The following is a 20,688-nucleotide window of genomic DNA, read 5'->3' as shown; positions in this document are numbered from 1 at the left end:
GGTGTCGTATGAGTGGATCTAAAAATAGTATGACCCGGCATTCATTTGATAGATATGCACTTATCTACTATACTATACTGACACTCGCGATCTTCCTTCCTCTGTTTCGACCTGGTTATATTCTGACATTAGATACTACCTGGGCTGCTGGTCGAAATTATCTTGCAGATCATATCCTGGGCAACGGTATCGGGGGACAGGCACCATTCCTTGCGATCCTTCAAATTATGGAACTGGTCTTACCTTCATGGGCTACTCAAAAGATCATCCTGTTCTCAGTATTTTTAATAGCAGGCATCTCTGCCCACATATCTGCTCCCTCGAAGTCTGCTTATGGTAAATACTTCAGCGGAACGCTGTATGCAGTAAATCCATTCATTTATACCCGATTTTTAGCCGGACATCTCTATCTACTCTTAGCATATGCTTTCGTTCCTCTTGCGATCAGAAGTTTCTCAGATTTCCTGGATGACAGGACCAAATGGAAAAGACCGCTGTTGTGGAACACTGTTGTAAGCATATTCGATATGCATGTTCTTTTGATCGTATTACTTATTCAACTGTGCATATTTATTTTTGTTATAGTTGATGAAAGAAATGAACGAAAAAATATCATTAAAAGTACTATCCACTTAGGCCTGGCTTATTTAGCAGTCAATATGTTCTGGATCCTGCCGGTCTTTTGGTCTGTCTCACAAGGATCAAGCATCCTGAACCAGATATCAGCATATGACCTGTCCGCTTTCACTGCCAGCAGTACAATTTCTGGGAATATCCTGCTCTCACTTGCTATGATGTATGGTTTCTGGCGTGGAGGATATGAATATCCATTTCACTTTGCATCCAAGTGGATATTTATGCTACTCTTTACCGGAATTTTGTACTTTGCAATTCACGGATTTTTGCCGAATACAAAGAAGCCACTTCATAAAGGCCTGGTCTTGTCTGCCATCATCTCGTTATTACTGGCAGGTGGCATCACCTATCAATATTCTGCACCGATCTTTGAGTACTTGTTCGATCATTTTTTCATATTCAAAGGAATGAGGGACTCTCAGAAATTCGTAGGTGCATTGGTTTTAGCATATGCGTTCTTAGGCAGTCTGGGCGTTGACGAGATATTCAAAAGCTTCAAACTTAACGACAGGATGAACCTTGTACCGGAAAATAAACAAAAGATATTGTCAGTAGCTTTGGCTGTGCTCATTATCGCGGTTCCACTTGCTTACTCTTTCACGATCTTCAATGGTTTTAACGGTCAGATAGAACCAAAGGACTATCCAGCAGAATGGTATGAGGTCAATGATTTCCTGAACAATGATTCGGAAGACTTTGATGTGCTTTTCTTCCCCTGGCATTTGTACATGACCTTCAATTGGAGCGACAGGAGAATTGCAAATCCTGCAAACCTGTTTTTTGATAAGCCTACGATGATCGGGGAAAATGCAGAAGTTGGACATATCCGGACACAGAGTTCAAAACCTACTCAGCATTACATGGGATATTTGCTGGAACACAAGAACGAAACAGATAACTTTGGAGAACTTGTCGCACCACTAAATGTTAAGTATATAGTTCTTGCAAAGGATGTTGATTATCAAAAATATGATTTCCTGTATGATCAAAGCGACCTGGAATTAGTAATGGAAAATGAAGAACTTATTGTTTTCAGGAATCTTCATAAAACGTCAAGGATCAGGGAAGTTAATTCTTTAATAGAAATAAAAGATTGGGCTGAATTGGTAGAGTTGAGTAAAACGATCGATATAAATGACCATGGTTATTTGATGAGATCTGCTAATCAGGAAAACATTGAAATGGATCTTACCAATGCATCTGCAAAAGAACTTAACTATACTGCAGTCTCACCATTCAGGTATCATTTGTATAATTCCACAGAATATGTACTCTTCACTTCACCCGAGCATGATCAAAACGGATGGGTACTTGATAATGGTGAAAGTCTGGATTCAGCAGGATTGACATCGATATTTACAGCATCAAAAGATACTGCAGGTGACAGCTACATTCGCTATAAACCTTTTACCGCCCACATAATTGGAGCATTGATCAGTCTGCTGATCACGATAATAATATTATTGTGGAGCTATAGAAAAAATACGATCAAGCTCTGATTTCTGATAATATCATAGAATAAGTTTGAGAAAAATAACAAAAAAGAAAAACTTAAAAGAAAGACCTCACTCAAGCCTTTCCTTCAAGTAGCTCTTGAACTTCTCATAATCAGTATCCAGTAACTCCATATGCTCTTCTTTTCCCTCGATCTCTTTCAGGCTCTGAGGTGGCTCCGGCTCGATCCCGATGGCATCCTCAACTTCAGCAGGGAACTTTGCCGGATGAGCAGTTTCCAGTGTTACTGCAAGCGTGTTGTCATTGGTACTTGCACGATAATCTATCAGGCCCTTAATACCAACAGCACCATGAGGCTCAATGCAAATGTTGTGCTCCTCGAAGAACTCTTTCACCACTGCTTTGGTTTCCTCATCAGTAACAGATGTTGAATAGATATCATCATTCAATCTGTCCATGTCAGGCAGCTTGTTGATGTTACCCTGTTCATCCATTTCCCCGCCGTAGATCGCGATGAGCCGGGCAAGGTTGCTTGGATGACCAACGTTCATTGCATTTGAGATGCAGTTCTTTGAAGGAACGATCTTTTCATATTCACCGGTATTAAGGAAACCCGGAACCTCATCGTTCTCGTTAACAGAAGCGATTATCTTTTTGATAGGTACACCCATGTTCTTTGCCAGCACACAGCCCATCATATTACCGAAGTTACCTGATGGTATTGAGAAAATGATCTCCTCAGGGTAATCCCTCAGTTTCAGGTATGAATAGAAGTAGTAGAGAGTCTGTGGGACCAGACGGCCTATGTTAATGGAATTTGCTGATGAAAGGTTCAGGTGTTTGAGATCATTGTCTGCAAATGCCTGCTTCACCATTGCCTGGCAGTCATCGAACTTTCCGTCAATTGCCAGTGCAGAGATGTTCTTGTCAAGGGTTGTCATCTGCTTTCTCTGGCGGTCTGAGACCTCTGTTTCAGGGAACAGTACGATCACCTTGATGTTGTCAAGACCGTAGAATGCATGAGCAACCGCACTTCCCGTATCTCCGGAAGTTGCTGTAAGTATGGTCAGTTCCTTGTTCTCCTTCTTGAGATAGAACTGCATGAGCCTTGCCATCATACGGGCTGCAAAGTCCTTGAAGGATGCAGTAGGACCGCGGTCAAGTCTCATTATGAATGTGTTCTCATCAACTTCTTCCAGTGGTACTTCATAGTCGTAAGCATCATAAGTGATTACCCTGAGGGATTCCTCATCGATCTCACCTTCAAGTATCTTCTTAAGCAACTGGAAAGCGATCTCAGGATACTCTTCATCCTTTAAGGCTACGAGTTCTTCTTCTGAGAAATGTGGAAGCGCCTTTGGCATGTAAAGACCTTTGTCAGGAGCCAGGCCTGTGATAAGTGCAGTTTCAAAATTTACTTCTTCTGCTTTGAGGTTAGTGCTATAGAGTTTCATATTAATCAGGACTCTTGTATTGATCCGCTGGTTTTATTGGTTCGTTATCGCGTTGATCCAGTGGATCGATGATATTGATAAGTTTATTTTCTGAACGTTAATTCGATGTATCCTATATAAGCATTACATACCTGGTGTATTTATGGGCTTTTATTCCTTAAGGTCATTGCATTACTGAATTCATCCCATTACGATCTGCACTACAGTGGGATACTTTCTCATGATAGAATAGGCAATGCTCTTACCCACCCAGAGCCTTCCTTTACTAAAACTGCGGAACTTGCTTAGTTCCCCCAGGATCTGCAGGGATCTGGCAGCAGTCTCATCATTAAGAAAACTACTGTCTGCCACACGGTTGTCGAGAAAGAAAAGAATGGGAAGGCGAAGCTTTCCATGGAGCTCTGCTGGTAGTTGCTCTTCAAGAACATCTAGCATCTTTTTATCAAATAGGTGTTCATCACCGCCTTTTGTTTTGGCAGATGGGACCTCCTCCTTATGCAATTGGGAAAGGGACTTCCTCTCAGCCACTATATCCCTATTGATCATACCGATCTCAACCCTCATCCAGCCCATGAGAGCTGAATCATCCGAATCCGGTAGTCTTCCTGACATGTCGCTCACTTCGGTATTGTTATTGGGAAAGATTGTTAGCTACTAATGTCTTTCATTAGTACTATAGTTCTATATGCGGTTCTTCAGATTAATTTCTAGTGCTTGCTACTACAACAGAAATGATGACAGTAGATGAAAAACCCCCAGAATTAAAATAAAAGTAATTATATCATATCGACTTGTGAACTACCACCTATTAAAATAGGTGACTTCCTGCTTCATTCTTTGAACTTATGTTCACAAGTCCACAGGCTCTTCCCCTCGTTCCGAAGGTGCTTAAATTCCTATTAAATTTTGTTTATCAAGAGCAAACTTCTTGATGTTAATAGCGGCATTAACGTCCCTATCATGATTGGAATTACATTTAGGACAATCCCATTTTCTATCTGCAAGTGTAATGTTTTTGTTATAATATCCACAAACATTACATATCTTAGTTGATGGGTCGAACTGTCCGATATGTAAAACAGTCTTTCCATACCATTCTGCTTTGTATTCTAATTTTTCAACGAAAGAACTCCATGAAGCATCACTAATACATTGTGCAAGATGGTGATTTTTCATCATACCATTGATATTTAATGTTTCCAACGCTATTGCTTGATTCTCGCTTATCAATTTGGAAGATGTTTTATGTTGGAAATCATTTCTCTGGTTGCTGATTTTTTCATGGAGTTTTGCTACTGCTAACTTTGCTTTTTGCCTATTGGCTGAACCTTTTTGTTTTCTGGATAATCTTTTCTGCAAAACTTTCAAACGCTTCATTGATTTTTTGAGGTATTTTGGATTATCGATTTTTTCACCGTTTGATAGAATGGCGAAATCTTTAATTCCAACATCAACACCAACGGTTGTATCAATATCAAAAGATTCCTTTACAAGAATCTCTTTTTCATTATCTACAAGAATACTGATATAGTATTTTCCAGTTGACGTTCTTGATAATGTTGCTGTTTTTTCCTTACCTTCAAATCTACGATGCAGTTTCGTATTTATCCAACCGATTTTAGGTAATTTGATCTTACCATTATCGAAATCAACTTTATAGAATTGTGGTACAGAAAACGATTGCACAGGGTTCTTTTTTGATTTAAATTTAGGAAAACCTTTCTTTTCTCTGAAAAATCTGGTAAAGGCATTATCAAGATTGAGTGTAGCACCTTGCAATGATTGAGAATTAATATCCTTCAACCATTCATACTCCACCTTCAATTCAGGTATCATCTAGTTTAATGTGAATCTCGATACCGATTTACCATCTTGTTCATAGGATTTAATTTTTTGTTCTAAAGCCCAATTATAGATGAATCTACCAGCTCCAATGTGCTGTAGGAACTTTTCTTCTTGTTCTTTATTTGGATATAATCTATACTTGTAGGCTTTTAGCATGTACATTCCTCTATGTTCTTAACGTTACTTATAGTTTGTGTTAAAAAGTATAATGTAATTTGTACGCAATTCGTCCACTGTTTTCAAACAGTGGTATTCTTGCTGATTAATGATAAATAGTAGGAACTGGAGAAATATTCACACATAAAGTGAATATCGGGAGATGGAGTTATTTGAAATTAACAATGGTAATTCCCAGTTACTGGGGCAGGGAAAGCGATGTAGGATGGCTTGAAGGCGATGCCGTATATGATCATGCCACTCCGCTGGATTCTGAGGGGACGCTTGGACGTGCTATAGAAAGTACAGCAATCCTTGAAGACACGGACTTTGAACTGGTAATTCTAGTCGCTCCAAATAATACTGAGATCACCGATCAGGTGGAGCAGAAAGTAAAAGAGATCATCAGATCCTCTGCAAATGGTGATATAAAGGTCCACATGTTCGGCCCTTCTCATATGGAAAAGCTGCATGAGAAACTAAAAAATGACGGCATGGATGAATACTGTGACCTGCTTTCACTTACAGGCTATTCCAACATAAGGAACATGTGTCTTTTCATTCCGCATATTATGAACTCAGATGTTGCGCTCCTGATCGATGATGATGAGGTCTTTGAAGACCCGAAATTCATATCCAAATCAAAGGAATTCATCGGAACTGATCATGAGGGTGGGTTCATCAATGCGATCGCCGGCTACTATCTCCAGCCAGACGGGGATTATCTTGTTGGTGTTCCTGACAGTCCCTGGACCAGATACTGGGACAAGAATGCCTGTATGAATGAGGGGTTTGAACAGGTAATAGGCACATCCCCGCGCCTTAAAGAAACTCCATTCGTATTTGGGGGAAATATGGTCATTCACCGGGACCTTTTCATGGAAGTTCCATTCGACCCCATGATCCCACGAGGAGAAGACATTGATTACCTGATGAATGCCAGAATGTTCGGTCATTCCTTCTTCCTTGACAACGAGCTTGCCATCAAACACCTTCCGCCTGCTAAGTCCCACCCGACATGGAAGCGGGTAAGAGAAGACATCTACAGGTTCGTTTATGAGAGGGCAAAGCTCATGAGCCAGAAAGACACCGATGGAATGCGACCGTTATCTGCAGAAGATATGGGTTGTTATCCCGGGAATTTCCTTGGGGAAGATCTTGAAGAAAAGATAACAAATGCCTGCAGACTTCTTTCTGAAGAATACCTGGATAGCGGGGATCCGTTGGGAAGCGCAGAGGCCCTCAGGAACATAGAACTTGCAAATTGCGATGCGATCCCTGATTTTGATCCTTTTGATCATTTATGTGAGCTGCAAAAGAGGTGGAGTGACCTGATGTTATACGCCGCTGAAAGGAAAGGACTGGATTCAATAATTTATGATACTTTATGAGGAAGTAATAGCAGACCTCTCAACAAATCCTTATAGGCTTATGTTGTAAGGATACGTGATGGCTAGTTATAAGTTGATGATAAAGGATGTCATAAAAAAAGCCGACGTACTTCTTGAGGTCGTAGACGCTCGTTTTCCGGATGAGACCAGAAATAGTGAAGTAGAACGTAACGTTAAACGTTCACGAAAGCCTTTGATCATAGTCCTCAGTAAATGTGATCTCGTATCTAAGGAAACTCTTGAGAAATCCAAATCCCGCCTGTCAAAGATCGCACCAACGGTCTTTGTTTCCAGTAAGCAGAGGTTTGGTACGACCATGCTGAGACATAAGATCCTTGAAGTTGCCGACATACAGGGACGTGACATTCTCGTCGGAAGCCTTGGCTATCCTAACACGGGTAAATCCTCGGTCATCAACGGAGTGGCAGGAAAGAACAAAGCAGGTACGTCTTCAATATCCGGTCACACTAAAGGAGTCCAGCTTGTGAAAGCCGGCTCTCGCATTGTATTTATTGATACTCCCGGAGTCATACCCTTTGATGAGAATGATGAGTACAGACAGGGCCTTCTTGGAGTAAAAGATGCTACACACCTGAGTGATCCCATAGGAGTAGCTCTGAAGATAATTGAGACCATCTGCGATAAGAACAAGACTGCACTTGAAGATTTCTATAAGGTCGAGATCGGGAACGAGAACTCTTACGATGTTCTTGAGCTCATAGGTGTAAAAGGGAATTTCCTTAAGAAGAAAGGGGAAATAGATGAAACACGAGTTGCTATTAAGATAATCAATGACTGGCAAAAAGGACAGCTGCTTATCTAAATTATCTAAAATGAGAATGCTGGCCAATTTGCCCTGATCAGCCGCTATAAACCGTATTAATTACATTTACAAAAATCCTCAAAAGGTGTTAGTATCCGGAAAACTTGTGGATAACATCCATCCCGGATATTATGATAGTATTTCTTTTACTCTTCCAACCTGACCATCTTCCAGCTGGACTTTTATTCCGTGGGGATGGGTAGAAGATTTAGTTAGGATCCTCTTGACAATACCTTGAGTTATCTTGCCTGATCGTTGGTCTTTCTTTAAGACGATCCCTACTTTTGCTCCGATTTTGATATTTGCTCTGGTGTTACCTGCACTCATGATAGGATAAAAGTTCCTGAAGCTATAAACATGTATTTTTTAAAAGAACTTCATGCAGTATATCAACCAATTATCTCTTTTTTGATGGAATGGTAGCATTGGTCTGCTACTTTTGTGGAACCTTCGAATAGTTTCTTCTCAAAATTGAACAGAGTTGCAAATTCATCCACCGTTTCATCGAACTTCTTTTCGTAGCACAGACCGGTATCCACCTTTCCTACATGTTTGTAGCCCGAGTAATCAAAGACCATTTTTGTCATTTCAACATTATCAGGATCAGGCGTCAGTTTTGCAAGAACAAGCATTTCCCTCCAGTTGGCAGCCTGCATGGGGGTCAGGAAGTATGTGCCTGTACCTCTTTCTTCACCGGACATGGCTTCAACATAGGTATTTCTGTCACCAAATGCAGCACATATACAATCGTCCACGATGTTTCCCTGAGCATCTTTAAGGATCCTGACCGGGACACCAAGGTGAGCAAAATCAGATTCGATCGTTCCAAGCACATTGCCACAAAGGCCGTAAAAGATGAGGATACCATCAAATAATTCTCCCTTTTCCTCAATGGTCATGTAGACCTTATCCTTGAGAAGGTCAGGATCTGCATCCAGTGCAAACTCCAGAAGGTGCAGGACAACCACGAATTCATCAGTGGGACCGATCTTTGAAGCTACATCCTCAAACGATGTTCTTTCGTAGTTAAGAGAAGCATCATCAAGTTTCTTTTCAATTCCTTCAATATTTTCGTTCTCGACCAATATCAGACGGGTATTCTCGTCCTCTCCTTCGAATATATTTACGAGCTCATCTTCGAACATACGACAGGATACAATGTATAATGATGGCATGCTACAACCCTCCGGTAGAAAATTTGATCTCTTGAAAATACGATCGTTTTTTAGTGTAAATAATAATGGGATTAGTGAATATAAAAAGCCATCCGTGTAGGTATTCTATATATCCGATCACAGGAACGGAGTAACTGTCACCAAACATAAGGACATTTGAGTGCCCGTGCTTTGAAAAAATATCATGGAAAATAAAAATGCAGAGCTGATTGCTATCATCATAAGAATTAGGTTCTAATTATTTTTAGGAAAAACCCAAAACGTATATTATATTAAAACTAATAATTAATATTCAGGATAATTTGTGGTAAAATCAATCAGAGGTAGTACAATGGATTTACAAAATTGGAAACTTACTCTATTGACCGTTTGCTTGTTGATCACAGGGATGGTAATTCCAGTCTCTGCGTTCACGCCATCGGTTGATGCTCAACATGACATTTATGACGAATTGACTATAGACATACCAAAAAATGACCTATACGTACCTGGCGAAATAATTGTCAAGTTCACCCCTGGCCTTTCAGAAGAAAAGATCGCAAATATAAATGCCATGAACGGGGCTAAAGTAAAATACACAAGCCAGTATGCCGGTTTCAAGGTGCTGAAGATTCCTGAGAACAGGAACGCCGAAAAGATGGTCGAGATGTACACCAAAAATCCGAATGTTGAATATGCGGTCCCAAATGCTATCATGACGGCTTTTTCTGTAAATGATTCCTTTTACTCATACCAATGGAATTTATACAGTACATATGGGATCAATGTTGAACCTGCATGGGAAATTACCACTGGAGATGGTGTTGTCGTAGCTGTGCTTGATACCGGAGTTGCCCAAAATGCTCCGGACCTTGCAGATACAAACTTTGTTTCTGGATATGATTTCATCAATGGAGATAATGATCCAAGCGATGATCACTCCCATGGGACCCACGTTGCAGGAACCATTGCACAGAGCACCAACAATGGAATTGGGGTAGCAGGAGTTGCATATGATTGCTCCATCATGCCCGTAAAAGTGCTTGGTGCTGACGGAAGTGGAAACCTTGCTCAGTTGGTGGATGGAATATACTTTGCAACCGATAATGGTGCAGATGTTATAAGCATGAGCCTTGGTTACCCACCTAGGTATTACCCTGGTGTGGCCTTAGACAATGCACTTGAATATGCAGACGAACATGGTGTTACCATTGTAGCTGCTGCAGGTAATGACGGAACACGTTTCGTTAGCTACCCTGCTGCTTACGAGAAATGTATTGCAGTCGGAGCAACCGGTTATGATGGAAACTTAGCACCATATTCGAATTATGGGCCGGGACTTGATGTGGTAGCACCTGGTGGTAATACGGGACAGGACCTGAACAACGATGGATATGGAGACGGCATACTTCAGAACACTTTTGACCCAAGCACCCAGATATTTAGTTACTACTTCTTCCAGGGTACTTCCATGGCAACACCACATGTTTCAGGTGTTGCAGCTTTATTGATCTCTCAGGGTGCTTCCAACGATGAAGTTAGAACTGCACTTGAATCAACTGCAATGGATCTTGGAAAAAGCGGCTGGGACACAGCCTATGGCTATGGTCTTATTGATGCAAAGGCTGCACTGGACTCACTGAACACCGTACCTCCTGAGAATATAGCTCCAACTGCTTCTGTAGGTGGGCCATATAGTGGTGTTGTAGAAACCCCGATACAATTCTCTGGTTCAGGATCAACAGATCCGGATGGAACGATCGTTTCTTATGACTGGGACTTTGGAGATGGAAATTTCAGCAGTGAGATAGACCCAACTCATGCCTATGGCTTAGCTGGAGATTACATAGTAACTCTCACAGTAACAGACGATGATGTTACAACGGACACCGCCAGCACTACAGTCACTGTAACTACTGCTACAGAGCCAACGGAAACATCAATATCTATTGTTAGTGTGGACCCCATAACAAGAACGGCAGGTAGAAACACATTTGTTTCTGCAAAGGCAGTTGTGAGTATAGAACCCGACGTGGCAGGTAATACGATAACCGGATTCTGGAGTGAAGCTACTAATGACGACGAATCCAGCCTGACCAACGGATCGGGAACATTGACTTTTTATTCCGACGAGGTAAAGTACAAAAAGGGAACCTTGACGTTCACATTTAATGTCGATGGTTCAACTTTGTCAACAAGCTATACTCAATAAAGCAATCCTGAGTAAAACAAAATTAAAGGTCTCAATTTGAGACCACTTCTTTTTTTCATTATTTTTCTTTCACAGGAATTGATCCTGTAAAATATGATCAAGAAAACAAGCAATATAAGCTTCTTTCATTTTCGAAAAAAGGAAGCTTTTATGCATTGAACTACAATAACAATATAGACAATTAAAAAGTTGAAGACAGAAAGGAATCACATTTGAGTATAACGTGGAGAACTCGCTAAAATGTATGAACTTGTAATCTTATTGATCGGACTGGCAGGTCTGATGGTAGGTGCTGAACTGGTCATCAAAGCAGCCCTGACCATCGCAGAACACTACAAGATCTCACATGCATTCATCGGTCTTACACTATTAACTCTGGGAACCAACCTGCCGGAACTTGTCATTAGCGTGACCGGTTCTATCCAGCGTTCAATGGGAACTGAAACATCCGGACTTATCATTGGTGATTCCATAGGCTCCTGCTTTGGCCAGATAGGCATAACAATGGGCATTGTCGGCATGTTCGGGGTTCTGACCTTAACAAAACATGAACTGTCCAGGGATGGAGTTATGATGCTCGTCTCCGTTGCCCTTCTGTTCCTGACCGGTCTGGATGGCACACTCAGCCGGACAGATGGCCTGATCTTCCTCGCGGTTTATGCGATCTATTTCTTTTTGTTATACAGGGAAGAAGAGGTCAGCCAAAAGTTTAAGAGTGCTCCACCATTGTACTTTACACGGACGATCCTTTCCATAAGTGCCGGTTTTACTATCCTGATAATATCATCCTATGCAGTTCTGAACAACGCACTATACCTGGCAGATATGTGGGGAATATCACAATCCTTCATCGGCATCGTACTTATCGGACTGGGAACCTCATTGCCGGAACTGGCACTCTCATGGAGCAGTATCAGGAAAAAAGCTGTTAACCTGTCCGTTTTCAACCTGATCGGAAGCAACATATTCGACATCCTGTTCACCCTTGGGGTAGGCAGCCTGATAAGCAATTTTATCGTAAGCGAAGATCTGGTCAGGTTTGACATCCCGGCCCTGTTCTTCGTTTCACTGCTGGTCCTGTTGTTCTTCAGAAGACACATGCAGTTGAAGAAGAATGAGGCTTTTGTGTTGATATTGCTTTATGTGGGTTATATTGGCGTGAAGATCTATAGTTTGTAAGCATGAGATCGGAAGTTAAAATATCTCTTTTTAGTATTTTTCGTATCCGGAAGAATCAAGTAGATAATTTTATATTTCGCACAGTCTTATTAAATGCATCTGAATTATTTTAGATATTTTATACATTGAAACAGGTAGATGCATTGATCTTAAACATAATTCAGGCATACAACTCCGAATTAGCATCTGAAGAAAAAAGGTGGAATCAGAGCAAGTCTCGAAATCCAGGCCTCATCAAATAATGTACATGTGGATCTAAAGCTCGTGACAACAAAGGGATAAAATGAAACATCCAAAGACTATCCAAAAAGGACTTGACTATATCGTAGCAATGGATGCAACGGAATTATCTCCACTTGAGACCAGAGAGCTGCTGCGTAAAACTGTGACCAAACGTTTTGAGATCATCGATCAGATAATGTCAGCTGCCAGAAAAGAAGGCATCATAACTGATAAAGATGGCATGTGCCACTTCACTTATGAGTCACACGACCTGGAATTTTACAAACCCAAAATAATACACTCAACAGAGATCAACAACTGTAGATGCTGTGGAAAGAACATGAAAGAAAGCTACTACATCAAATTAAGGTCCGGGTTGCTTGGTCCATACGGTTCCAAATGTGTCAGGAAGCTTTATCTGGACTATTTGTTTGAATGAAAGTGGTTTTTAATTATATTTCACCCGATCTAAACAACCATTTTATGTGGATATCACAATCATCAGTAACCAGCCACCAAAAATCCTTTTGTCTCCCACCAAAAGTCGTACTGTGCAACTACGTGCTATTATTTTGCTTTTAAATTTCAAGAAAAAAATAGAGTTTATGGACTTATCCAACACCCCCCACCGAAACTAGCTTTAACCTAGAAACCAATATATTATATGGGTGTGGGAGTTGTTATGTTAAGAAGCGAGTTTGGGGAAATTACGTGGGGATGAGATTCTGCTAAAAGGTGGTAGTCTCAGATTGGCAACTCCCACACTTCTCGTTAAACTGACCTTGTCTTGCTGCTGAGCCTTCAGGGATCCATGGTAAAAACTTTCAGGAGCTTGGGCTCCATTCTGTTTTCACATCAATTCTATCATTATCAAAATATAACTGAAAAAACATCCAGCTGAACCAGCAACATATACAGCCCTGTTCCTGCAAAAATACTGAGCATTGCATTGCGTTTCCACAGATGCAGGCCCATGACCGCTGCTATGGTGAATATCTCCGGGACTCCGTATGGAGCATAAAGCCACTGTACGTCCTTCAGGCAGTAGATCACAAGCAGTAAGAGGATCATCGGAGGGAGGTTCTTCTCAATAGTAGAGAGTATCCCGGGTGGAGCTCTCGTATTAAAGAATATGAAAGGAAGAACTCTTGTTGCGAAGGTGGCCACTGCTACTACGGCTGTGACAACAAGTAAATGCGCCGGCTCTTCCATCATGGATTCTCCTCCATATCCTTATCCTTATCCTTATCCGGGATCTTTCTAATATCACGGTCGTCCTGAACGAACTTTTCATGTGCCATCAGGATGAGGGTGCCGATGAGTATCGAGAACAATAACATATTGTCAGGGCTGAAGAGCATAAGTGAAATGACGCCTGCACCCATGGCTGCCATGAACGGGAAACGGGACCTTGACGCGTGGTACTGTTCAATGGTCAGCACTACGAACAGTGCAGTAAGAACAAAGGTCATTCCTTCCAGGCGGAGATCGAGTACTGAGCCAAGTACAGCTCCCAGAACCGAGCCCATTATCCAGTATGAGTGGTCAAGCACAGTTATGTAGAAGTAGAATATTCCCTTTGACTCCTCATCCGGGGCTTTGGTGGTTGTGAGAAGAGCATAGGTCTCATCGGTAAGAGCGAAGATAAGATAAGCTTTGACCTTTCCAACGCCGGAGAACTTTTCCAGCAGAGACAGACCGTAGAAAGAATGCCGGAGATTTATCAGCAGTGTTGTGATAGCAAATTCTGTGAGTCCTGCACCTGCTGCCAATAGTGCAACTGCAATGAACTGGCCTGCTCCGGCATAGATGAAAATGCTCATTAGGGGTGCATATATCCAGTGGTAACCGGCTCCTTCGAGGAGGAAACCAAAGGCCATACCTAATGGAATATATCCCAGGAAGACCGGTAGTGTTGTCTTGAGGGCGCTTGTGAAGAGACTTTCACTCTGCTGGCTCATATTTCTGATGCACCTTTTAAATTAAAGGATAAATTATCCATATACTTTCCAAAGTGGGAAATAAAGTGCAAGAAAAGAATTAATTGTATTTATGTCTTGTCAAATTAGACTAAGAAGATGGAAATGGAAATGGAGATGGAGATGGAGACGAAGATGAAAAACAAAATGAGGCATCAGAATGACAACTTCTCAATAAAACTAAATAGTATACACTTCAATTTATTTGTATAACTAAATGGGGGAATTTAGTGGAACTGGATGTAATTAGAACTTTATCGAACCTTTCACTTTTCTTACAGGTAATAGCATTTCTAATGCTTGTGTATGCGATCAAGCTGAAGACAGAGGGTATAGACCAACATGCAAGAGGAGCATCACTTGCTGTTTTCACAATTATCCCTACTATTTTGTTCATGTTCTATTCGATCAGTCAGGGTTTTCAACTGGCATCCTATGGAATCGTGCTTCTACTGCACAGGCTTCTGGGGTCAATTGTTCTGATTTTCATAATACTTTTCGTGACCAACAGATGGAGATTCAAAAAGAAAGTTCATATGGATATTGCAACTGGCTTATGGATGGTTACATTGATTATGGGAATTATTGTGTACCTGATATCCTTCGGCTATATTGCCTGAAAATATAATATTCAGACTTAGATCTGTTGCTTTCTGTTTCTGTAACAACAGTAACAGCTTTAGGGACGATTCTCTTAAAATTAAAAGGAGGATCGTCATTGACCTTTGGGGGGAATTATACGATCGAAGAAGATTATAACCTGTTCCTTACAATTATCAAAAAAATAAATTCATTGTTCTACCGACCTATTTCGAAAACATCATATGCAGATTCAATTGAATGGGATGTGTCTGCCTTTGAAATAAAGAAAGGAGAGAATTTAATAATATCAGGCAGGACGACCCCTCAAAAAAGTATAAGGATGGATGCTAATTTTGAGATCCCGATCAACGTTAAAGATCAAAAATATGAACACCGGTTTGATGATGTAGCAATAACTTCATTGCCAAACGAGTTCCGGGTTGAAGCAAATAATGTCAAGGATATGACATTCACCGTCCGAATGCTGATACCTTTTAGACAGCATCGGAAAGCCGAAAATGGAAAAGCGATATATGTTGACAACGATGTTCCTTCAGGAAACTATGACATAGTCATAAATGGTGAAGCTGATGATGATGCCGGAACTGTTATATTAAAGATCAAAGCTTCACAAACGATCGTTTCAGACAGCAAAGGAAATTTTGTTTATGAGTATCCGACAAAACCATTCCCACCCGGAATAGTAAGCTTATCCTTAGGAAAAGAGAAAAAAGAAATAAAAATAATCCCCTAAAATGGGGATCTAATTATTTTTTGCTCATTAGTGACATGAACCTGGTTGATTCCATCACAGGGACACTTTCAATGTAGCACACATCCGACCATGGAAGGTTGAATGTTGCAAGAGCTTCTGCATCATCACACTCATACAGGATAAAATACCGGGATCCTGTAAGATCGACCCACTGATTGACGATGGTTATTCCTGCAGGCACCTTGATATCTTTAAAGTGCTCAAGTATCTTATCACGATTCTGCGGTTCCCATGAGCTTATTTCCATATATAGCATATTACTCTCCCCAATTTGAATTTAACAGTTATCTTTCCGGACTAACTTCGCACTATTTACTTTCAACGATCTCTGATCTCAGCTTTTTTTGCTCATTAATGAGATGAATTCGGTTGATTTCATTACAGGAACAGTGTCAATGTAGCACACATCCGACCATGGTAGGTTGAATGCTGCAAAAGCCTCTGCATCATCACACTCATACAAGATAAAATACCGGGATCCTGTGAGATCGACCCATTGATCGTGGACCGTTACTCCGGCAGGCATCTTCAGTTCTTTAAAGTGTTCAAGTATCTTATCACGATTCTCTGGTTCCCATGTGCTTATTTCCATGTATAACATATTCATTTCCCCACTTTTAATTTAACAATATACCACATAAAAAATGAGATTCTTTTGAATCTCATGGTATTTGCACTGTAACTATGAAGTTTATCACTCCATTGTGCTTTCTTCCTCAACCATTGAAGGTGGCAGAATGAACTTGTCTATAGCATGAATTACATTGCTGGCTTTTAATATCCGCCGGTACCACTGTTGTGATAAGCAAAGCTACTAATATCTTTAACATTTTCATCTGTCGCCCCCCTTGGCCACCAAATAAATTATGCATGTTAAAGTTATTATCTATATTATATATAGCTTACCAACTTTTTTTGAGCTAAATTTATTTTTTTAAAATTAAATTTATAAAGATTTATCTAAGTCATGATTACAAGTTTGAACAAAATTTTTTAGAGAACTCAGATCGGAAAATTTGCCCAGAAATCCCTGTCCCTATCAGGTTCTGATTCATTCTTTAATTCTTCAGGATATGGGAAGAACAATCTGGAATATTCCTCTTTTGAGTCACTGAAACGCATAACGTAAAGCTTAAGGATCTCAAGTAATGCATCATAAGCCAATCGATTATCAACATATTTTTTGATTACACAGGTCAGATATTCATTTTCAGCATCATTCAAAGAAGAAGCTACACTTAAAAAGATCTCATTTGCAATATCCGCAAACTGATTAGACCCCGGTGATCTGCAAAAAACTTGTGGAATGAGTTTCTCATATTCTGTTATGATCCTATCAAATCCTAATGAGCTTTTATTCTCCAACAACTGATCCAGTTTTACAGCTAGATCACGGTTATATAATCGGAAAAGATAACGGTTATACTTATAGAATCGCTCGAGTTTTTCAAATGAACCCGATTCTTTTACATTCCGAATATCTGCAAAAGCAAAAAGTTTTGTAAGGAAATGGTGTCTTATGATATTGTTTCTAAGCCGATCGTCCTCTTCAAGAGGATATTCAGCATACTTTTGAACGATCTTATCTGCAAAAAAGCCGGATCCATGATCAATTACGAACCCTTTATCAGAAGCAGAGTATATTCTGATCTTTTTTATTCCGATGGTAGGTGAACCGGATTTAAATATGAAACCATCAACATCAGGCAGATCTTCCAGGAATTTGTCAGTGAACTTATCCATATCTTCTGTCAGATCTTTCTCTGTTTTTGGTTGAATAAGTCTTTTTTTTCCATCTTCAAGAACGATCCTTATAGTTTCACGTGGAACCCCAAGTCCAATTTCAACTTCCGGACAAACTGTGATAAAATCTACAAATGGAATTAGAGCACGAACAGTCGGGCAATTAACAACACTTCCGTTGTAGCGTACACTTGCAAACTCAAGACATTTACTTGCAACAACGCGAGGTCTTGGGTATGTATGCTCCGGAATATTATAGTGTGACATTTCAACCTTCAAACCTATTAACTTATAATAAAATATAAGTCTGAACTCATACTTAAAAAGAAGGACAGCAGATTGCTGCCTTAATTTTGTTTGTTTGCGAAGTATATCATATAAATTGCCGAAAGTCCGACCAGCAAATACACAATTCTCGCAATTATGCTTAACCGAAGATCATTGCCACAAGATTAAAGTCCTGTGAAATTCCGACTAATCCCCAGTTCAAACCACCAATAACTACCAGAGCTATTGCTATCCAGTCTAATGCGCTTTTCTCCACCATACAATGTACCCTCCAGTAAATTTACAAAAGTTAATCTATGCAAGATAGTATATATAACTTACCAAAAATAATAAAGTAAAATAGATATATTTTAGAATTTTGTGATACAAATAATTGCAAAGTGTCCTATAAATTTAGCTTAAAAATGGTTAAAGGGACTAGGATTTTTAACAAATCTAATTGTTACACATGAGAATAATATTAGAAAGTTGTCTTTTTATCAATTATTCCTGATATCTTTCCCTTTTTCTATAGCTTTATTAAATGCCTGTGTACAACACTTACCTGTCGGGTTCCGGACCCTGCACTGAGCTTTTGCTTTACCTTTGATAGCAGCAATAACATCCTTCATGCTATCGATACCAGTGTTGAAAACTGTTTCAATGACCTGCTCTTCTGTTATCTCATTACAGTAACATGCATACTTTGGATCAGCATCCTTTTTGAACCATATCGGAACTTTCAGGTCTTCTTTTCTGAAAAGTGCTTCCGTCTCTGTATAGTATGCAACATCACAATTCTCATCAAGACAAAGCCAGTGATCAACATCAACAACAGATGACATCAATTCTTCTTTGACCAGATGTCTGACTGTAATGCTCTCAACGGGTTCTCCAGTAGTACCACAGACGGGACAAGCATGCTCCTTTTTGTTCAGGTCAATGGATTCAGGTCCGCAACAGTTACTGTTCGTCGGACCACAACAACTGTCCTCCGCAGGCCCACAATCACAACAAGATGGCTTATTCAATATCTGATAGATCATTTACTGCACTCCCACAACATCATGATGCTATTAAATTTCAAGATTCAAGACTCATATCTTGCTTTCTAGTTCATTCTTTATTAAAGAACCGATTTCAAAGCTTCTGATCTGCTCTTTTACAATAATTATACAATACACATTAATTGTAAGTGTAGCCATTAGACTTTTGAGATCAACTCAACTGTTTCTTTGATATTTAAGAGAAAGTGCTCGTGACAAAGGCAACACGCCCTTATCAATCCGTAGCAACCACAATACTATTATATTTCAGCAGTCAATTCCATTTCATATGGGTATCAGAAGATCGATCTCCTGGTTTTTTCTTTTTATGATCATTTGCTCAGGTATGGGTTGCATATCAGATGAAGGATACCCGGAAGAAGACAGTTTGCCTGATATTGATGAAACGGAGATAGCAGCTGAGGAATACACTGAAGAGTATAACATAACTCTCAAAAAGACTGCTGTACTTGACCTTGAGAATGGATACTCCCTGAAGATACTGGATATTGACAGGAAAGAAGAGTTTACGGTCATATCTTTCAGGAAGGACGAGAAGGAGTATTCCGTAAGAACATTCTCCCCGGGCCAAACATATAATATAAAAGATCCGGACGAGCGAAACGTTGTCTATTCTATCAGAGTGGATAAGATATACGATAGCAGTTTCTCTATTGATATTACCTATGAACTAAAGCCGGAGATATTTCTGGAGACAGAGCCCATTGACCCTGAAACTGAAACAAAGATAGCAGTTTCACTGGCTGAGGATTCCATCACACGTACGTATGAATGGGATTATGACGGTACAGAGTTCTGGATCAAGAATGAATACTACAAAGAAGATTACGACCTATATTCCGAGAGAAGTCGAAGCAGGGATTATGATCAGTTTGCAAATGACCCCTTCGATGATGAACTGATATCACAGATAACCTCCCAACTTGAATACCTCGCTGATGAAGGCGGCTATACCAACGATGAGATGCCATACATCGCAACCGCTTTCGTCCAGTCCCTTCCTTATGTCAGTGACAGTGCTTCTGCAGGATACGATGAGTATCCCAGATTCCCATTCGAGACGCTATATCACGGAGGCGGGGACTGCGAAGACTCATCGATCCTTCTTGCATCACTTCTGCACGAAATGGGATATGGAGTGGCATTGATAACATTGCCTGATCATATGGCAGTGGGAGTAAAGGGTGATGAAGGTATCTCCGGAAGCTACTATGATCACAACGGTGTCAAGTATTTCTATCTTGAAACGACCAACTCCGGATGGGATGTGGGTGTTATCCCGGATGAGTACAAAAATGCAGAAGCAACAATAACTCCGATCGGTTATGGATATCCCCAACTGCAAATTGAATTTACAGGAACCGGCAAGAGGGGGGCAGCGTACACATATGTAGATCTGGATATTGAGATCACAAATGTTGGCTCGGCAACTGCAGAAGATGTAACCATATACACATACCTTGAATCAACCAATGAAGGTATGGGATGGGATCAGATCCAGAGTGATGTGATCCCGGAAATTGAAGCAGAAGCCGGAATTACATATACGGTAACCAACCTGAAAGTCCCGGTTGGTCAGGAATATCGCGTGGGTATCATGTCCTGGGGCTCAAACGCTGAGCAAGCATATGTTTACAGCGATTGGGTTGTTGCCTGAAGATCAAGATATTTATACGCTTTGACCAAAAAATAATTTCTTTTTCGGTCAAAACACGAATTTTCGGTCAAATTGATTTCCTAATATATTC

At 40.3% G+C, this 20,688-nt stretch carries 19 protein-coding genes and 2 pseudogenes; 9 read left to right on the top strand and 12 right to left on the bottom strand.

Going from position 1 to position 20,688, the window contains the following annotated elements; translation table 11 throughout:
• Positions 1–8 precede the first annotated feature (8 nt).
• The gene (locus E7X57_RS06320; protein WP_135611752.1) at positions 9–2,135 is read left to right on the top strand and encodes a hypothetical protein; all 2,127 of its coding nucleotides are present in this window, start codon (positions 9–11) and stop codon (positions 2,133–2,135) included.
• A 66-nt stretch (positions 2,136–2,201) separates the two neighbouring features.
• Here the strand turns inward: E7X57_RS06320 and thrC are convergent, their stop codons facing one another.
• The 3 genes and pseudogenes from thrC to tnpB all read right to left on the bottom strand — a co-directional run bounded on the left by thrC (position 2,202) and on the right by tnpB (position 5,546).
• Complete coding sequence (gene thrC / locus E7X57_RS06315) at positions 2,202–3,545, bottom strand: threonine synthase (RefSeq protein WP_135611749.1); 1,344 nt, start codon at positions 3,543–3,545, stop codon at positions 2,202–2,204.
• Between the two features lie 180 nt (positions 3,546–3,725).
• On the bottom strand, positions 3,726–4,157 hold the full coding sequence (locus E7X57_RS06310; RefSeq protein ID WP_135611747.1) for a DUF61 family protein: 432 nt from the start codon (positions 4,155–4,157) through the stop codon (positions 3,726–3,728).
• A gap of 276 nt (positions 4,158–4,433) precedes the next feature.
• Positions 4,434–5,546 (bottom strand): annotated as a pseudogene (tnpB, locus tag E7X57_RS06305) (IS200/IS605 family element RNA-guided endonuclease TnpB).
• A gap of 173 nt (positions 5,547–5,719) precedes the next feature.
• On the opposite strand from tnpB, the gene E7X57_RS06300 reads away from it, so the two are divergent.
• Positions 5,720–6,937, top strand: a complete 1,218-nt coding sequence (locus tag E7X57_RS06300) for a glycosyltransferase family 2 protein (protein WP_135611745.1) — start codon at positions 5,720–5,722, stop codon at positions 6,935–6,937.
• Between the two features lie 58 nt (positions 6,938–6,995).
• A complete protein-coding gene (locus E7X57_RS06295) occupies positions 6,996–7,760 on the top strand; it encodes a GTPase (RefSeq protein WP_135611743.1) in 765 nt (254 codons plus the stop codon).
• 129 nt (positions 7,761–7,889) lie between these two features.
• Here the strand turns inward: E7X57_RS06295 and E7X57_RS06290 are convergent, their stop codons facing one another.
• Positions 7,890–8,087, bottom strand: coding sequence for a YwbE family protein (locus tag E7X57_RS06290; RefSeq protein WP_135611741.1), 198 nt, complete (start codon positions 8,085–8,087; stop codon positions 7,890–7,892).
• Between the two features lie 62 nt (positions 8,088–8,149).
• Positions 8,150–8,935, bottom strand: a complete 786-nt coding sequence (locus tag E7X57_RS06285) for a DUF1638 domain-containing protein (RefSeq protein WP_135611739.1) — start codon at positions 8,933–8,935, stop codon at positions 8,150–8,152.
• A gap of 331 nt (positions 8,936–9,266) precedes the next feature.
• Between E7X57_RS06285 and E7X57_RS06280 the strand changes: the two genes are divergently transcribed.
• The 3 genes from E7X57_RS06280 to E7X57_RS06270 all read left to right on the top strand — a co-directional run bounded on the left by E7X57_RS06280 (position 9,267) and on the right by E7X57_RS06270 (position 12,966).
• A complete protein-coding gene (locus E7X57_RS06280) occupies positions 9,267–11,126 on the top strand; it encodes a S8 family serine peptidase (RefSeq protein WP_135611737.1) in 1,860 nt (619 codons plus the stop codon).
• A 240-nt stretch (positions 11,127–11,366) separates the two neighbouring features.
• Complete coding sequence (locus E7X57_RS06275) at positions 11,367–12,305, top strand: calcium/sodium antiporter (protein WP_135611735.1); 939 nt, start codon at positions 11,367–11,369, stop codon at positions 12,303–12,305.
• 283 nt (positions 12,306–12,588) lie between these two features.
• The gene (locus E7X57_RS06270; protein WP_135611732.1) at positions 12,589–12,966 is read left to right on the top strand and encodes a DUF5830 family protein; all 378 of its coding nucleotides are present in this window, start codon (positions 12,589–12,591) and stop codon (positions 12,964–12,966) included.
• Between the two features lie 431 nt (positions 12,967–13,397).
• On the opposite strand, the gene E7X57_RS06265 is transcribed toward E7X57_RS06270, so the two are convergent.
• Positions 13,398–13,742 (bottom strand): branched-chain amino acid transporter permease, encoded by a 345-nt coding sequence (locus E7X57_RS06265; RefSeq protein WP_244603619.1) that lies wholly within the window; start codon positions 13,740–13,742, stop codon positions 13,398–13,400.
• Complete coding sequence (locus tag E7X57_RS06260) at positions 13,739–14,488, bottom strand: AzlC family ABC transporter permease (RefSeq protein ID WP_135611730.1); 750 nt, start codon at positions 14,486–14,488, stop codon at positions 13,739–13,741. The genes E7X57_RS06265 and E7X57_RS06260 overlap by 4 nt, the downstream gene beginning before the upstream one ends.
• Before the next feature lie 248 nt (positions 14,489–14,736).
• Here E7X57_RS06260 and E7X57_RS06255 point away from each other — a divergent pair, with 248 nt between their 5' ends.
• Positions 14,737–15,126 carry a hypothetical protein gene (locus tag E7X57_RS06255; RefSeq protein ID WP_135611728.1) on the top strand — a complete coding sequence of 130 codons (390 nt, stop codon included), beginning with the start codon at positions 14,737–14,739 and terminating at the stop codon, positions 15,124–15,126.
• A 98-nt stretch (positions 15,127–15,224) separates the two neighbouring features.
• Positions 15,225–15,842, top strand: a complete 618-nt coding sequence (locus E7X57_RS06250; RefSeq protein WP_135611726.1) for a hypothetical protein — start codon at positions 15,225–15,227, stop codon at positions 15,840–15,842.
• Between the two features lie 13 nt (positions 15,843–15,855).
• Here E7X57_RS06250 and E7X57_RS06245 read toward each other — a convergent pair whose 3' ends face one another.
• From E7X57_RS06245 to E7X57_RS06225, 5 genes and pseudogenes are all read right to left on the bottom strand, one after another.
• Positions 15,856–16,119, bottom strand: coding sequence for a DUF3303 domain-containing protein (locus tag E7X57_RS06245; RefSeq protein ID WP_135611724.1), 264 nt, complete (start codon positions 16,117–16,119; stop codon positions 15,856–15,858).
• 78 nt (positions 16,120–16,197) lie between these two features.
• Complete coding sequence (locus tag E7X57_RS06240; RefSeq protein WP_135611722.1) at positions 16,198–16,464, bottom strand: DUF3303 domain-containing protein; 267 nt, start codon at positions 16,462–16,464, stop codon at positions 16,198–16,200.
• 401 nt (positions 16,465–16,865) lie between these two features.
• Complete coding sequence (locus tag E7X57_RS06235) at positions 16,866–17,873, bottom strand: DUF523 and DUF1722 domain-containing protein (RefSeq protein ID WP_135611720.1); 1,008 nt, start codon at positions 17,871–17,873, stop codon at positions 16,866–16,868.
• A gap of 80 nt (positions 17,874–17,953) precedes the next feature.
• Positions 17,954–18,153, bottom strand: a pseudogene (locus E7X57_RS06230) (DUF378 domain-containing protein).
• Positions 18,154–18,373: 220 nt separating this feature from the next.
• Positions 18,374–18,919 (bottom strand): copper chaperone Copz family protein, encoded by a 546-nt coding sequence (locus tag E7X57_RS06225; protein ID WP_135611718.1) that lies wholly within the window; start codon positions 18,917–18,919, stop codon positions 18,374–18,376.
• A 289-nt stretch (positions 18,920–19,208) separates the two neighbouring features.
• Here E7X57_RS06225 and E7X57_RS06220 point away from each other — a divergent pair, with 289 nt between their 5' ends.
• A complete protein-coding gene (locus tag E7X57_RS06220; RefSeq protein ID WP_135611716.1) occupies positions 19,209–20,597 on the top strand; it encodes a hypothetical protein in 1,389 nt (462 codons plus the stop codon).
• The last annotated feature ends 91 nt before the right edge of the window (positions 20,598–20,688 follow it).

It is taken from the genome of Methanococcoides sp. AM1, assembly GCF_900774055.1.
In the GTDB taxonomy this organism is placed as follows: domain Archaea; phylum Halobacteriota; class Methanosarcinia; order Methanosarcinales; family Methanosarcinaceae; genus Methanococcoides.
This window is presented reverse-complemented; position numbering and strand designations above follow the sequence as displayed.